A 15,430-nucleotide genomic window follows, 5' to 3' on the forward strand; every position below is an offset into this window, starting at 1 on the left:
AGCGCGCCCGGGCTGGCCTTGGCCGGCCCGGGCGTGTCCCTCAGTTGAACCAATGTTCCCGTGCTTTCATGATCAGCGACTTGGCTTCTTCCTCGCTGACACCGGTCATCTCGACCAGCTCGTCCACAGCCAGTTCGGCCAGGTCGTCACGCGTATGGATATCGCCTTCGGCCAGCTTGCCGATCAGTTCCGGGTTGAGGCCGTCGAGCGAGCGCAGGTCCTGCGACACCTCTTCCACCTTTTCTTCCCGGGCCAGTTCCATCGTCAGGAGCGCATCACGCGCGCGATTGCGCAGCTCGTTGACGGTGTCTTCGTCAAAGGCCTCGATCTCCATCATTTCACTGATGGGGACATAAGCCACTTCTTCCAGCGTGGAGAAGCCTTCCTCGATCAGGATGTCCGCGACTTCCTCATCCACGTCCAGCTTGGACATGAACAGCTTGCGCACGACATCGCTTTCTTCGGCCTGCTTCTGCGCCGATTCTTCCTGCGTCATGATGTTGATCTGCCAGCCGGTCAGCTCGGACGCCAGGCGCACGTTCTGACCACTGCGGCCGATGGCGACGGCGAGGTTTTCCTCGTCGACCACCACGTCCATGCTGTGCTTTTCTTCATCGACCACAATCGACTGCACTTGTGCCGGCGCCAGCGCGCCGATCACGAATTGCGCCGGGTCTTCCGACCACAGCACGATATCCACTGCCTCGCCGCCGATCTCGTTGCGCACCGCGGTGACGCGCGTACCGCGCACGCCCACGCAGGTGCCGATCGGGTCGATGCGCTTGTCATGCGCCACCACCGCGATCTTGGCACGCACGCCCGGGTCGCGGGCAGCCGCCTTGATCTCCAGCAGGCCCTGTTCCATTTCCGGCACTTCGTTTTCGAAGAGCTTGATCAGGAAGTCGGGCGCGGTGCGCGACAGCTCGATCTGCGGGCCGCGCGCGGCGCGGTCCACGTTGAGGATATAGGCGCACACACGGTCGCCGGTGCGCAGGTTTTCCTTCGGGATGATCTGGTCGCGGGCCAGCAGCGCCTCGACGCGGCCGGACTCAACGATCAGGCCCTTCTTGTCGGCGCGCTTGACCGTGCCGGTCATGATCTTCTCGCCGCGATCGAGGTAGTCGTTCAGGATCTGCTCGCGCTCGGCATCGCGGATGCGTTGCAGGATCACCTGCTTGGCGGCCTGCGCGCCGATGCGGCCGAACTCGACCGACTCGATCTGCTGCTCGATATAGTCGCCCAGCTCGATGCTGGGATTTTCCTCGCGGGCCTCGAACAGCAGGATCTGCTTGTCCGGCTCCTGCAGGCCCAGTTCGTCGGGAACGACCAGCCAGCGGCGGAAGGTTTCATGCTCGCCCGACTCGCGATCGATCGCGACCCGGATATCCACGTCTTCCTCGAAACGCTTCTTGGTGGCCGAGGCGAGCGCCGCCTCCAGGGCACCGAATACCACATCCTTGTCGACGTTCTTCTCACGCGCAAGCGCATCGACGAGCAACAGAACTTCGCGGCTCATTGCTTGTTCCCTTTTCTTTGATTTCCTTTGAAGTCGATCACCGGCACCAGGCGTGCCTTGTCGACATCGGATACGGCAAATTCCAGCAGCGCCGGGCCATCCTTGCCCTCGAACTCCAGGCCGATCTTCTCCTCGCCCGCGGCGCCGGTCGGCTCGCGCAGGATGCCTGTGAAGTTCTTCTGTCCGTTGACGGGCAGGCGCAGCGTCACGCGCGCCTCCGCGCCGGCAAAGCGGATGAAGTCGGCCAGCTTATTTAGCGGCCGGTCCAGTCCGGGCGACGAGACCTCGAGGCGTTCATAGTCGACGTTCTCGACCGTAAACACGTGGGTGAGCTGGCGGCTCACCTTTTCACAATCCTCGATGGCAATGCCGGTTTCAGGCTGATCGATATAGACACGCAGCAATCCGGCCGGGGCACGCTCGAGCTCGACCAGCTCATATCCCATGCCGCCTAGGGTGGTTTCGATCAAATCTGCCAGATGCACTGTTATCCCGAGTAATGGCCATCAACACCGTGGCAGGCAAACCCGCCGGTGCCGTCCGGGACGACCCTGCTGCAGCGCTGCCTGTCCGCCAACCCGTTCCGCCCCAGCGGAACCACCGAAAACGGGCGAACCAAAAAAAAATGGGCGCAATGCCCATCATTCGCCCACCCTCGGACGAGGATGGCTTTTTGAATAGACTTGAATTATACGCGGATTATGTCGAAAAGGCAAAAGCCAGACATTTGCCGCGGACTGCAGGCGGCGCCTGCCGGGCGAAACGCCCGCCGTGCGCCGCATGCAGCACTTAGCGATTGCCGCCGCGGTTGCCGCCGCGATTGCCACCACCACCACCGCCACTGCCACCGCCACGCGGCGAACGGTTGCCGCCCGGCTTGGCTGCCTTCGGCATCACGTTGCCATTGGCCTCGCCGCCGCCGCGGCGGGGCTTGCCCTGCCCCTGGCCGGCCTGGCCCCGGGCTCCGCCCATGCCACCGATGCCACCCATGCCCGCGCCGCCGCGCCCCTGGCGCGCACCGGTGCCGCGCCCGCCGCCCAGGTTGGCGGCGTGCGAGGTCAGCAGCGTCGGCCCGTGGCTGATATAGCCCATCGACGTCTTCATCGGATCCGGCTGGCTGCTGCGGCTGCCGCCGCTGCCACCCCGCGGGCCGCCCTGGTCAAAGCGCGGCAGGCCGTCCATGCCCGTGGGCATCGGCATGCCGGCAATCGCCGCCTCGGTGCGCTGCTTGCGCCCGCCCACCTTGGTGGCGCCCTTGGGCGCCTGCTCGCCCTTGCCGGGCACCTTCAGGCCGACGCTGGTCATCAGCGCCTTGACGTCATTCGGCTCCACTTCCTGCCAGCGGCCACGCTTGAGGCCGCGCGGCAGCAGGAACTGGCCATAGCGGGTACGGATCAGGCGCGACACGGTCAGGCCAACCGCCTCGAACATGCGGCGCACTTCCCGGTTGCGGCCTTCGGTCAGGGCCACGTGGTACCAGTGGTTGACGCCTTCACCGCCACCGTCGGCAATGCGCAGGAAGTTGGCCTCGCCGTCATCGAGCTTGATGCCGTGCAGCAGGCGCTGGCGGTCGGCTTCGGCCAGCTCGCCCAGCGTGCGCACCGCGTATTCGCGCTCGACGCCGTAGCGCGGATGCATGAACCGGTTGGCGATATCACCCGAGGTGGTGAAGATCAGCAGGCCTTCGGTGTTGAAGTCCAGGCGGCCCACCGCGACCCACTTGCCGGTCTTGATGCGCGGCAGGTTGTCGAACACGGTCGGACGGCCTTCCGGATCGGACTGGCTGACGATTTCGCCGGCAGGCTTGTGATACAGCAGCACGCGCGGCGGCTTGGTCGACACTTTGCGGTGGATCAGCTTGCCGTTGACGCGGACCTGGTCGGCCGGCAGGATGCGCTGGCCGATATGCGCCGGCAGCCCGTTGACCGAGACTCGGCCCTGCAGGATCAGCTCTTCCATTTCGCGGCGCGAGCCGAGGCCGCCCTCGGCCAGCACCTTGTGCAGCTTGGGCGCGTCGTCATCGGCGGACAGCTCGCGCACGGGCTTGGCCTTGGTGCGCGGGATGACGGTGTCTTCGCTGTCGTACTGCTCGGAGATCACGAAGCGGAACAGGTCTTCGCTGCCTGCCGCGGTCTTGTCGGCGCCGGCCGGTCCCTTGCGGGGTGCCTGCGGCTTGCCGCCATCCTTGCGCCGGCCCTGCTGGCGCGCGCCGGCGCCCTGGGCTTCGCCGGGAGTCGCCGGCTTGCCGCTGCGCGGGCCCTGCTTGCGCTTGCGGCCAGGCTGCTCCGGCTTGTCGGCACCCTCCGCCCGCGCGGCGCGGTCGATCTTGTCTGCCTTGCTGTTGCCCTGGCCGCCCTGCCCGCCTTCGCCCTGGCCCGTCTTGCGCTTGCCGCGGCCGCGCTGGCCGCCGCGCCCGGCACCCGCGGCGCCCGCACTTGCGGCGGCGCCCGCCTCGGCGGCATCGCCCTGGCCGGCCGCGCCGGCGCCTTCGGCGCCCTCGGCGCGGTCCTGCGTCGCCTGGCGGCGCGATGCCACCAGGTTCCTCAGACCACGGCGCAAGCCCTTGCGGCGGGGCGCGGCGTCGCTGCCCGATCCGGGTTCTGCGGCGCCGGTGTCGGCGGATGCGCCCGCATGGCGGGCGTCTTGCTCAACGGAATCAGACAAGATATTCACTATCGGATGTTGCATGTTATTCAGTTCGGCACGCGCTCGTCGTGCTCGCTCGGGTGCGGCGGGGTGCCGTCGTGCGGCAGTTCGTCCCGCGCCCCGTCCGGAGGGGGTGCGGCGGGTTCGGTTGCATCGTCCGAACCTGCCTCGGCAGCCGCCGGGGGCAGCGGCTGCGCGTCAAAGCCATTGGCGCTGTCTTCGGGCGAGGTGTCGTCTTCCTGCACGGCTGCAGCCTCGCCCGCTGCCGATGTGTCGGCCGGGGTGGCCGGCTCGGCAAAGGCTTCTTCATCGGCGCTGGCCGGCTTGTTCGCCGCCAGGTCTTCGAAATTGATCGCCTGCTGTTCCAGCAGGGCGGCTTGCGCCTGCGCCTGGGCGTCTTCCAGCGGCGGCAGTTCGTCCAGCGTGCGCAGGCCAAGGTCGTCCAGGAATGCCTTGGTGGTGGCATACAGCGCCGGGCGCCCCGGCACGTCGCGGTGGCCGATCACCTCGATCCAGCTGCGGTCCTCGAGTTTCTTGATCACTTCCGTGCTGACCGTCACGCCGCGGATTTCCTCGATATCGCCGCGCGTCACCGGCTGGCGGTAGGCAATGATCGCCAGGGTCTCCATCACGGCCCGCGAGTATTTTGGCGGTTTTTCCGGATTCAGGCGGTCGAGGTATTCCCGCATTTCGGGCCGGCTCTGGAAGCGCCAGCCACTGGCCAGCGCCACCAGTTCCACGCCGCGCGGCCGCCAGTCCTGCCGCAGCTCGTCCAGCAGCACGCGGATCGTGTCCGCGCCGACGTCATCGTCAAACAGGCGGCGCAGATCGTTGACGCGCAACGGTTCCTGCGCGCAGATCAGCGCCGTCTCGAGGACGATCTTCGCCTCTTGGGTATTCATGTTGATGGTGTGCAGCCTGTCTTTGCACCTGCTCCCGGACGGATCCGGGGCACCGGAGATTTTGGATACAGCGGTGCCAAAGCCACCGCCATCTCATTGCGCAGCGAGCCGGATACCTGCTGCATCCAAGCCGTGCACTTCCCTTTCTTTGCATCGAGTTGCCGGGTGGTTCCGGCAGGAGATCGTCCGCATGCCGTCATGGACCGGCCAGCGGACCTCTTGCGTCGCTCGTCCAAAAGCGGACATCGCGGTCGGCGAACTGAACGCCTCGGACGCAAGAAAATACGGGTATCGGGAGCAAGGCCGGCATCTACCACGCCGCAGCGCCAACCGGACTTTTGAACCAGATCTTTTGAACCGGATGGACCGCGGGGGCCGGCGATCATCGAAAGCCTTCCGCTTCCTGTGTCCCGGGCGCGCCTTCGGGTATGAAGGCTGCCAGGCGCTGCTCGCCGCTGCTTTCCGCAGCCTGTCTGACTCCGCGCGATACCGCAATGCTGGCGATTGTATGGCATTCCCGCCTCCGCCTGCAACCATCATCCTGCCTGCGCGCGGCGCCAACGCCGCACCAGGCGCCGCTCGGCATCAAAAAACCAGGCAGAAGCCCTGCTCCGCCAGAGAATGTGGCAGCAGCACCGCTCGCGCGATGCCAAGGCCACCGAACGCCATCACGGCAAGACCTGCGCCCAGGCGCACGCCAGGGCGTCGCGACCACAGCCTGAGATAGCCCGACAGCCCGGACAGCACCAGCAGGTTCGGCAGCGTGCCAAGCCCGAACACGCCCATGACCAGCGCGCCCGAGCCGGCATTGCCCGCCAGCAGCGCCAGCGTCAGCGCGCCGTAGATCATGCCGCACGGCACCAGGCCCCACGCCAGGCCCACACCATAACGCCGCGCCAGCCCGCCCCGCGCCCGCACGAAGGCAGGCAGCGCGCCGGCGAGGCCGCCCATGCGCCCGGCCACGGCAGTGCCGGCGCGCGCCGCCAGCCGCTCCAGCCAGTTGACGGTGAAGGTGCTGCCGCGCAGCAAGCGCCAGCCCGACCACAGCAGCATCACGCTGCCCGCGCCGAACAGCCAGCGCTGCACCGGCAGGTAGTCCTGCTTCCAGGCCGTGGCGCCGGCGGCGCCCAGCGCGGCGCCAAGCAGCATATAGGTGGAAATCCTGCCAAGGTGCATCACCAATATCTCGCCAAGCCAGGCCGTCCGGCTGCGCACCAGGCTGACCGGCGCCGCCGTGCCGCGCCGCTGCTCTACCGCCAGCGCCACGCCGCCGCACATCGCCGCGCAGTGCACGCCGCCCAGCAAAGCGAGCAGGAAAACGCTGATCAATACACCAAATGTCAATTCTGTCTCCCTGCCGCATCACATCGCACGGTAAAATGTCCATATCGTGCCCCGCTGCCATTTCTAGCAGGTTCCAATTGCTCACTTCCATCCCCATTACCGAGATGTCGCCCCGCTGCTCCACCTGTGCGATGGGACAGCTGTGCCTTCCGGTTGGCATGTCGCAGCAGGACCTTGCCAAGATCGACACGCTGGTGCAGGAACGCATCCGCGTGCACAAGGGGGAAACCCTCTACCGCATGGGCGACCCGCTCACCGCGGTCTACGCCATCCGCTTCGGTACGCTCAAGACGCATGTCACTACCGAAGACGGGCGCTCGCAGATTACCGGTTTCCACCTGCCCGGTGAAATCGTCGGCCTCGACGGCCTGGGCGAGATGCAGCATGCATCCGATGCAACCGCGCTCGAAGATACCGAGGTATGCGTGGTCCGCATGAACGACCTGCAATCGCTGTCGGCCGACCTGCCTTCGCTGCAGCAGCAGTTCCTGCGCCTGATGGGCAAGGAAATCACGCACGACCAGCTGATGCTGGTCACGCTCGGCTCGATGCGCGCAGAGGAGCGCCTGGCCGCCTTCCTGATCAATCTGTCGGAGCGCCTGTCGGCGCGCGGTTATTCGGCCTCCGAATTCGTGATGCGCATGAGCCGCGAAGAAATCGGCAGCTACCTCGGGCTGAAGCTCGAGACCGTCAGCCGGCTGTTCTCGCGCTTTGCCGAGGCCGGACTGATCCAGATCCGCCAGCGGCATGTCAAGCTGATCGACATCGACGGCATCAAGCAACTCTACAGCCGCACCTGCTGACCCACCGCGGCGTTGCCGCGCCGCGTGCGGCGCCGGCAACGCGGTGGGCCCGTTCCTGCTCCCTTCCTATTCCAGCTCGTCCGTATCCGCCAGCCGGGTCGGCATGGTGTACAGCGTCAGCCCGCTGGACAACGCGCAGAACACCCACGCCAGCAGGAAACCAACGGTATAGACCGACTCGCGCGACGATTCGATCGGATGGCCGAAGAATTTCAGGTCGCCCGGATCGACGACGGAAAACACCGTCGCCGTCGCCAGGCCCGCCATCAGGAAGCCCGGCCACAGCACCCACATCAGCCAGCGCAACCTCATGGCTGCCTCGCTGCCGCGGACCTGGGCGGCACGGCTCCAACCTTCTCCACCACCAGGCCATGCCGCGTTGCGCCCTGCACCGGCATGTCGGGGTGCACCGACGCCAGCCAGATCGTCACGCCGCACGCCACCATGGCCGCCAGCGGACCGGCCATCAGCAGCCACGGCCACGGTTCCTTCCACCACGGATTGCCTTGCTGATTCATCTTGCCCCCTTCATCCTGGCGACGACCTACGAGTCGCCTAGCTTCACAATTCGCGCGGCACGATAAAACTGGTGGATTGCCGGATTTCGGCATGCCCCTGCTCCGTGCCTTCGCTCGTTACCGTTACGTTGATCTTGTGCGTGCCCTGCGTGGCGGCCTCGATCGGCACACGGATGCGGATCGGCAGCAACCGGTTCGAGGTTGGCGCCAGCGATTCGGCCTGCTTGTCGTATTCGACCGTCAGGTCCTTCAGCTCATCGCTGTCGGCGCGCACGCGGATCTGCATCGGCGCTTCGGTGGTGTTGATCAGCTGCAACCGATAGACGTTCTCGATCCAGCGCCCTTCCACTTCCCGGCCCAGCGCGCCACGGTCGCGGATGATGTCGACCTTCAACGGGGTGCGCAGCATGATCGAAGCCATGAAGCCGGCCAGCAGCGCCCCCCAGATCACCGAGTAGATGATGACGCGCGGACGCAGCAGGCGCTTGCGCGATGCCGCGGCGGACAGGCCCTTGCGCATCGCGTTTTCCGAAGTGTACCGGATCAGCCCGCGCGGGTACGCCATCTTGTCCATGACCTGGTTGCAGGCATCGATGCAGGCGCCGCAGCCGATGCACTCGTACTGCAGGCCATCGCGGATGTCGATGCCGGTCGGGCACACCTGCACGCAGATGCTGCAGTTGACGCAATCGCCCAGCCCGGCCTGGTGATGGTCGGTCTTGCGCGAGCGGCTGCCGCGCGGCTCGCCGCGGCCGACGTCGTAGGTCACGACATAGGTGTCGCGGTCCACCATCACGCTCTGGAAGCGTGCGTACGGGCACATGTACTTGCATACCTGTTCGCGCATAAAGCCCGCATTGCCCCACGTGGCGAACGCATAGAACAGCATCCAGAACGCCTGCCACGGTCCCAGCGACAGCGCCAGCACCTCGCCGCCCAGTTCGCGGATCGGCGCAAAGTAGCCGATGAAGGTGAAGCCGGTCCAGAGCGCGATCAGTATCCAAAGGAAATGCTTGGTCGCCTTGATGCGGAGTTTGCGCAGGCTCCACGGATCCCCGTCGAGGCGGATGCGCGCGATGCGGTCGCCTTCGACCCGCCGCTCGATCCACATGAAGATCTCGGTATAGACCGTTTGCGGGCACGCGTAGCCGCAGAACAGCCGCCCCGCGATCGCCGTGAACAGGAACAGCGCCAGCGCCGAGATGACCAGCAGCACGGCCAGGTAGATGACGTCCTGCGGCCACAGCACCAGCCCGAAGATATAGAACTTGCGCTCGCCAAGGTCAAACAGCACGGCCTGGCGTCCGTTCCACTGGAGCCAGGGCGTGCCGTAGTAGATCAGCTGGGTCAGGATCACCAGCCAGACGCGCCAGCTGGAGAACGCGCCCTTCACCGAGCGGGGATAGATTTTGCGGCGGACCTCGTAGAGGGTTTCTTCCGAGGTCTCGCCCGGCGCAGCGGCCGACCTTTGCAGGTCGGCCGCCCGGGCCACTTCTTCGGTCCCGGGCGCGTTCATGGGCGAGTTCTCCGGCGAGCCACGAGCGCTCGCTCACATGAGTCGTCGATCATTGCCCGGCTCCGCCTCCCGTATTGGACAAGCCCCACACATAGGCCGTCAGCATGCGGATGCGCTCGGGCGTCAGGATTTCCTCGTGGGCCGGCATATGGTTGTTGTGGCCCTTCAGGATGGCCTCGACGATGCTGGCTTCCGAGCTGCCATAGAGCCAGACGTTGTCCGACAGGTTCGGCGCGCCGAGCGCTTGGTTGCCCTTGCCGCCTGAACCATGGCATGCCACGCAGGTGGTCTTGAACGTGCCCTCGCCGCGCGATGCACGGATCGGATCCGACGACAGCCCGGACAGCGAGCGCACATACTGCGCCACGTCGCCCGCCTGCTTGGCGTCGATCGAGGCGCCGAACGGCGGCATCACGCCGTTGCGGCCCTTGGTGATGGTCTGGCTGATGGTTTCGGGGTCGCCACCGTACAGCCAATCGTTATCGGTCAGGTTGGGGAAGCCCCGGCTGCCGCGCGCATCCGAGCCGTGGCACTGTGCACAGTAGTTCAGGAACAGGCGCTGGCCGATCTCGCGCGCCTGCGGGTCCGCTGCCACCTGCTTGACGTCCATCTTCAGGTATTTGGCGTAGATCTCGTTCTGCATGCGCTCCTGCGCCGCGCGGTGCGCGGCCAACTCGCCCTGCGTGGAGAATTTCAGCACGCCGGCGTATGAGCCCAGGCCCGGATACAGCACGAGATAAGCCAGACCGAAAATGCAGGCCAGCAGGAACATCCACATCCACCAGCGCGGCAGCGGGTTGTTCAGCTCGCGCAGGTCGCCGTCCCAGACGTGGCCGGTATCTTCGGTGCCACCGGGGGTCTTGGTGATCTTGCGTTGCGAGAACAGCAGCCATACGCACCAGATAATGCCGATGAGCGCGATGGCGGCAATGTAGTAACTCCAGAATTCGGAAATGAAATCGCTCATGGCTAGGGGTTCCGGCTCGATGTTGTCGTGGTTTCGTCAGGCAGCGCGAACGGCAGCATGGCCGATTCTCGGTTGGCGGCCTGGCGGCCGGCGGACCAGGCCCACCAGCAGATGCCGAGGAAGACAACCATGGACACGACGGTCGCAATGGCGGTGATCATGGCCATGGCTTACTCCTTCGGGGCCGCGGCGGCGGCATCGACGCGGACGTTGCGGCGGTTGGTGCCAAGCCCTTGCAGGTAGGCCACCAGCGCGTCCTCTTCGGTCTTGCCTTTCAGTTCTTCCGGCGCCTTCGCAATCTCGGCGTCGGTGTACGGCACGCCCAGCCTGACCAGCGCACGCATGCGCGCCTGGATATCGTTGGTCGGCAGCTCGGCCTTCTCCAGCCACGGGTACGACGGCATCACGGATTCCGGCACCACGTCGCGCGGGTTGCGCAGGTGGATGCGCTGCCAGTCGTCGGAGTAGCGCCCGCCCACGCGCGCCAGATCAGGGCCGGTACGCTTGGAGCCCCACAGGAACGGATGGTCGTAGACCGATTCCCCTGCGGTGGAGTAGTGGCCGTAGCGCTCGGTCTCGGCTTGCAGCGTACGCACCTGCTGCGAGTGGCAGCCGACGCAGCCTTCGCGGATATAGATATCGCGCCCCATCAGCCGCAGCGGCGAATACGGCGTGATGCCCGGATCCGGCTCGGTGGTGGAGTGCTGGAAGAACAGCGGCACGATCTGGACCAGGCCTGCGATGCTGACCACGAGGATCGTGCAGATGATCAGCCAGCCGATGTTCTTCTCCAGCGTTTCGTGGGAAAAGAAGCGTTGTTTGTCGGACATCTTTCTATCCTGGATTGATCAGTGGGCAGAGGCGGCGATGCTGGCCGGAATCGGCGCATCGACGGCGGGCTTGCCGGCAATGGTCTTGACGATGTTGTAGGCCATCAGCAGCATGCCGGACAGGAAGCACATGCCACCCAGCAGGCGAATCAGGTAGAACGGATACTTGGCCTTGACCGCTTCGACGAAGGCGTAGGTCAGCGTGCCGTCAGGCTGCGTGGCGCGCCACATCAGTCCTTCCATGACCCCGGCGATCCACATCGAGGCGATATACAGCACCACGCCGATGGTCGCGATCCAGAAGTGCCACTCGATCAGGCGCACGCTGTACATCTGCTTCTCGCCGAACAGCCGGGGGATCAGGTAGTACAGCGAGCCGATCGAGATCATCGCGACCCAGCCCAGCGCGCCGGAGTGCACGTGGCCGATGGTCCAGTCGGTGTAGTGCGACAGTGCGTTGACGGTCTTGATCGACATCATCGAGCCTTCGAACGTGGACATGCCATAGAACGACAGAGCCACCACCAGGAACTTCAGGATGGGGTCGGTGCGCAGCTTGTGCCAGGCGCCTGACAGCGTCATGATGCCGTTGATCATGCCGCCCCAGGAGGGTGCCAGCAGGATCAGCGAGAACACCATGCCCAGCGACTGCGCCCAGTCCGGCAGCGCGGTGTACTGCAGGTGGTGCGGGCCGGCCCACATGTAGGTGAAGTTCAGCGCCCAGAAATGGACGATGGACAGGCGGTAGGAAAAGATCGGGCGCTCCGCCTGCTTGGGAATGAAGTAGTACATCATCCCCAGGAAGCTGGTGGTCAGGAAGAAGCCGACGGCGTTATGGCCGTACCACCACTGGATCATTGCGTCCTGCACGCCGGCATAGGCCGAGTAGGACTTCCACAGCGACACCGGCATCTCGATGTTGTTGACGATGTGCAGCAGCGCGATGGTCAGGATGTAGGCGCCGAAGAACCAGTTGGCGACGTAGATATGCCGGGTCTTGCGCTTGACGATGGTGCCGAAGAACACGATGGCGTAGGCCACCCAGACCGCGGTGATCAGCAGGTCGATGGGCCATTCGAGTTCGGCGTATTCCTTGGAGCTGGTGATGCCCAGCGGCAGCGTGATGGCGGCCGCGACGATGACCAGTTGCCAGCCCCAGAACGTGAACGCGGCCAGCGGGCCGCAGAACAGCCGCGCCTGGCAGGTGCGCTGGACCACGTAATACGAGGTGGCGAACAGCGCGCTGCCGCCGAAGGCGAAGATCACCGCATTGGTATGCAGCGGTCGCAGCCGGCCGAACGACAGCCAGGGTGTATTGAAATTGAGCTCGGGCCAGATCAGCTGTGCTGCCAGCAGCACGCCGACGGCCATGCCGACGATCCCCCAGACTACCGTCATGACAGCGAACTGTCTTACGACGCCGTAATTGAAGGTGTCGACGCGTGATGACGCGGCAGTGACATCCATTCAGACCCCCAAAGCTTAGAGAAAATAAAAAACCTACTGACAGTGTGACTTTAGAAAAACCATGCCGCGGGTGCGTTGATCTTTATCAAGCGGCTCCGGGCACGTCTTGAACCTGCGCGCGCGGCTCCGGTCCGAGGCACGCGCCGCAGGCTCACGGCTTGTCGTTGTCCAGCAGGATCGATTCGGCAGGCCGGTCCAGGTCGTCGTATTGCCCGGCATGAAGCGCCCACCACAGCGCGCCCGCGATGACCACCACGAGCACCAGGCTCATCGGCACCAGCAGGTAAAGCGTTTCCATCGTCAGGCTCCGTGATGCAGCGACTTGTGCCGCGACTTGCCGGCGCGCAGCAGCCGCCAGGCGTTCGCGACCACCAGCAGCGACGACAGCGACATGCCGATGCCGGCCATCCACGCCGTCACCAGCCCGGTCGCCGCCAGCGGAATGGCGACCACGTTGTAGAAGAAGGCCCAGCCCAGGTTCTGCCGCACCACGCGGCGGGTCTTGCGCGACACGGCCAGCGCGGTCGCGATCTCGGCCACGCCGCCGTGCGTCAGCACCGCGTCCGCGCCGGCCTGGGCCAGCGGCGCGCCGCTGCCGATGGCAATCGACACCTGCGCCTGGGCCAGCACGGGGGCGTCGTTGATGCCATCACCGACTGCGAGCACCACCGCCCCGCCCTGCTGCAGCCGCGCCACGTAGTCGCGCTTGCCTTCGGGCGTGACCTCGCCGGCCACGCGGTCGATACCGAAGTGCGCGGCCCACCAGTGCACCGCGGCCGTGTTGTCGCCCGATACCAGGTGGCAGCGCACGCCCAGTTCGCGCAGCCGCGCCAGCAGCGCCGGGGTCTCCTGGCGCTCGACGTCGGCCAGCACGAAGCGCGCCAGCGGTCCGGTCTCGGCGCCGAGCCAGACCACCGTGGCGCCGGGATGCATCGGGTGGTCCGCTGCTGCCGGCGCTGGTCCGTCGTCGTTACTGAATGCACAGACAAAACCGGCGCGGCCGAGGCGCAGGCGGCGGCCCGCGACCACCGCCTCCAGGCCCTGGCCGGGCACGTTGCGCATGTCGCTGACCTGCAGCGGCTGGCCGGCGTGATCCGGCGCCGCCGCCACCAGCGCGCGCGCGATTGGGTGCTCGCCGCCGCGCTCCATCGCCGCGGCCAGGGCCAGGCAGCGGGCAGAATCGGCTTCAGCCAGCGGCTCGACCGCCGCCACGGCAAAGCGGCCTTCGGTCAGCGTGCCGGTCTTGTCGAGCACCACGTCCGTGACACGCGCGAGCGTTTCCAGTGCATGGCCGCGCGCCAGCAGCACACCACGCCGCGACAGCGCCGCGCCGGCCGCGGCCAGCGCAACGGGCGTGGCCAGCGACAACGCGCACGGGCAACTGACCACCAGCACCGCAATCGTCACCAGCAGGGCCCGCGACGGATCGATCCAGAGGCCCCAGACCATGCCGGTCAATGCCGCCAGCCCAAGCAGCGTCGCCACGAACCAGCCCGCAACGCGGTCGGCCAGCGTGGCAAGGCGCGGCTTCTCCGCCAGCGCGCGGTCCAGCACCGCGACGATCTCGGCCAGGCGGGTGGCGGCGCCGACGCGGGCCACGCGCAGTTCCAGCGGGCTGGCCGTATTGAAGCTGCCGGCCAGCACGGTGTCGCCGGCGCTGCGGCGCACCGGGCGGCTTTCGCCGGTCAGCATGGATTCATCGAGTTCGCTGGCGCCGGCAGTCACCGCGCCATCCGCCGGGACGATCTCGCCCGCCTTGACGCGGATGAGATCACCCGCGCGCAGGCGCGCCACCGGGATGCGATCGCCCGCTGCGCCGGCCGCTGACAGCCGCTCGCAAGTGGCGGGCAACTGGCGCGCCAGCATCTCGGCACCGCTGCGCGAGGCCTGGCGCACGCGCAGTTCCAGGTAGCGGGCCAGCAGCAGGAACGCGACGAACATCGTCACCGAGTCGAAATAGACCTCGCCCACGCCGCGCACGGTGGCCAGCGCACTGGCGGCAAAGCCCGCGGCGACGCCGATCGCCACCGGCACGTCCATGCCCATATGGCGCTGGCGCAGGCTGCGCCAGGCACCGGCGAAGATTGGCGAGGCGGCGTAGCACACCACCGGCAAGGTCAGCGCGAAGCTGGCCCAGCGCATCAGCTGGAGCTGGCCGGGGTCGATGGTGGCCTCGTGGGTGTAGATCGGCCACGCGTACATCATGACCTGCATCATGCCGAGCATGGCCACCGCCATGCGCATCAGCAACCCGCGCCGGGCGCGGCGGTCCTGCTGGTCGGTGCGCGAGACTTCGAAGGGCCAGGCCATGTAGCCGATGCCTGCCAGCGCGGCGAGCAGCCCCGACACCGTCTGCGCGCCGTCGCGCCAGCGCACCACCACGCGCCGCGTGGCGACGTTGGCCACCGCGGACTCGACCCCCGGCTGGCGGGACAGGTGCTGCTCGATCAGCCACGCGCACGCGGCGCAGCGGATGCTATCCGGAGCCAGCGTGATTTCACAGCGCCCGTCGTCGAGCGGGCGAACGAACTGCGCGCGCAGTTCCGGGGCATCGTAGGCGGCCCAGACCGGCTCGGCTTCGCGCCGGGCGTCGTCGTCGATGGGCCGGGCGAAGCGGGCTTCGTCGCCGTACAGGTGGGCAAAGCCGGCGGCGTGGAGGGTCTGTGCCAGGGCCTGGCAGCCGCCGCAGCAGAATACGCGGCGGCTGCCGTCCAGGTCGGCGCTGAGCGGCTTGGCGTCGGTGACAGGCAAGCCGCAATGGAAGCAGGCCAGCGGTGCGGCAGCGCCGCGCGCAGCCGTGTCGGCGCCATCGCGCCCGGCGGGCGGCGGGAATGGCGCCAGCATGCTGGCGGAAGGACTGGTGGCTGGGGGCGGCGACATGGGGACCTTTTTCTACCCGGTCGAGGATATAGGCCGGCCCC

At 66.7% G+C, this 15,430-nt stretch carries 15 protein-coding genes; 1 reads left to right on the plus strand and 14 read right to left on the minus strand.

Annotated features, from left to right (window positions below):
- Positions 1–40: 40 nt before the first annotated feature.
- The 5 genes from nusA to CBM2594_RS10270 form a co-directional block, all read right to left on the minus strand.
- Positions 41–1,516, minus strand: coding sequence for a transcription termination factor NusA (gene nusA, locus CBM2594_RS10250; RefSeq protein ID WP_116356739.1), 1,476 nt, complete (start codon positions 1,514–1,516; stop codon positions 41–43).
- Positions 1,513–2,001, minus strand: coding sequence for a ribosome maturation factor RimP (gene rimP / locus CBM2594_RS10255; protein ID WP_116356740.1), 489 nt, complete (start codon positions 1,999–2,001; stop codon positions 1,513–1,515). The genes nusA and rimP overlap by 4 nt, the downstream gene beginning before the upstream one ends.
- Before the next feature lie 304 nt (positions 2,002–2,305).
- Positions 2,306–4,204, minus strand: a complete 1,899-nt coding sequence (rluB, locus tag CBM2594_RS10260) for a 23S rRNA pseudouridine(2605) synthase RluB (protein WP_116356741.1) — start codon at positions 4,202–4,204, stop codon at positions 2,306–2,308.
- 5 nt (positions 4,205–4,209) lie between these two features.
- Positions 4,210–5,064, minus strand: coding sequence for an SMC-Scp complex subunit ScpB (gene scpB, locus CBM2594_RS10265; protein WP_116356742.1), 855 nt, complete (start codon positions 5,062–5,064; stop codon positions 4,210–4,212).
- 585 nt (positions 5,065–5,649) lie between these two features.
- Positions 5,650–6,408, minus strand: a complete 759-nt coding sequence (locus tag CBM2594_RS10270) for a sulfite exporter TauE/SafE family protein (protein ID WP_116356743.1) — start codon at positions 6,406–6,408, stop codon at positions 5,650–5,652.
- A 77-nt stretch (positions 6,409–6,485) separates the two neighbouring features.
- Between CBM2594_RS10270 and fnr the strand changes: the two genes are divergently transcribed.
- Positions 6,486–7,211 carry a fumarate/nitrate reduction transcriptional regulator Fnr gene (gene fnr / locus CBM2594_RS10275; RefSeq protein ID WP_116356744.1) on the plus strand — a complete coding sequence of 242 codons (726 nt, stop codon included), beginning with the start codon at positions 6,486–6,488 and terminating at the stop codon, positions 7,209–7,211.
- Positions 7,212–7,277: 66 nt separating this feature from the next.
- Here fnr and CBM2594_RS10280 read toward each other — a convergent pair whose 3' ends face one another.
- The 9 genes from CBM2594_RS10280 to CBM2594_RS10320 form a co-directional block, all read right to left on the minus strand.
- Entirely contained in the window at positions 7,278–7,523 is a 246-nt protein-coding gene (locus tag CBM2594_RS10280; RefSeq protein ID WP_012353116.1) for a hypothetical protein, read from the minus strand.
- Positions 7,520–7,729, minus strand: a complete 210-nt coding sequence (locus tag CBM2594_RS10285) for a hypothetical protein (RefSeq protein ID WP_116356745.1) — start codon at positions 7,727–7,729, stop codon at positions 7,520–7,522. Before CBM2594_RS10285 ends, CBM2594_RS10280 begins: the two co-directional genes overlap by 4 nt.
- A 43-nt stretch (positions 7,730–7,772) precedes the next feature.
- The gene (gene ccoG, locus CBM2594_RS10290) at positions 7,773–9,245 is read right to left on the minus strand and encodes a cytochrome c oxidase accessory protein CcoG (RefSeq protein ID WP_116356746.1); all 1,473 of its coding nucleotides are present in this window, start codon (positions 9,243–9,245) and stop codon (positions 7,773–7,775) included.
- A 49-nt stretch (positions 9,246–9,294) separates the two neighbouring features.
- Positions 9,295–10,212, minus strand: a complete 918-nt coding sequence (ccoP, locus tag CBM2594_RS10295) for a cytochrome-c oxidase, cbb3-type subunit III (RefSeq protein ID WP_116356747.1) — start codon at positions 10,210–10,212, stop codon at positions 9,295–9,297.
- A gap of 2 nt (positions 10,213–10,214) precedes the next feature.
- Positions 10,215–10,379, minus strand: a complete 165-nt coding sequence (locus tag CBM2594_RS10300; protein WP_116356748.1) for a cbb3-type cytochrome oxidase subunit 3 — start codon at positions 10,377–10,379, stop codon at positions 10,215–10,217.
- A 3-nt stretch (positions 10,380–10,382) separates the two neighbouring features.
- Positions 10,383–11,042, minus strand: a complete 660-nt coding sequence (ccoO, locus tag CBM2594_RS10305) for a cytochrome-c oxidase, cbb3-type subunit II (RefSeq protein ID WP_116356749.1) — start codon at positions 11,040–11,042, stop codon at positions 10,383–10,385.
- An 18-nt stretch (positions 11,043–11,060) separates the two neighbouring features.
- The gene (gene ccoN / locus CBM2594_RS10310) at positions 11,061–12,509 is read right to left on the minus strand and encodes a cytochrome-c oxidase, cbb3-type subunit I (protein WP_116356750.1); all 1,449 of its coding nucleotides are present in this window, start codon (positions 12,507–12,509) and stop codon (positions 11,061–11,063) included.
- Between the two features lie 151 nt (positions 12,510–12,660).
- On the minus strand, positions 12,661–12,807 hold the full coding sequence (gene ccoS, locus CBM2594_RS10315; RefSeq protein ID WP_010809469.1) for a cbb3-type cytochrome oxidase assembly protein CcoS: 147 nt from the start codon (positions 12,805–12,807) through the stop codon (positions 12,661–12,663).
- Between the two features lie 2 nt (positions 12,808–12,809).
- Positions 12,810–15,389, minus strand: a complete 2,580-nt coding sequence (locus tag CBM2594_RS10320) for a heavy metal translocating P-type ATPase metal-binding domain-containing protein (protein ID WP_116356751.1) — start codon at positions 15,387–15,389, stop codon at positions 12,810–12,812.
- Positions 15,390–15,430 lie beyond the last annotated feature (41 nt).

It is taken from the genome of Cupriavidus taiwanensis (assembly GCF_900249755.1).
Taxonomy (GTDB): Bacteria; Pseudomonadota; Gammaproteobacteria; order Burkholderiales; family Burkholderiaceae; genus Cupriavidus; species Cupriavidus taiwanensis_D.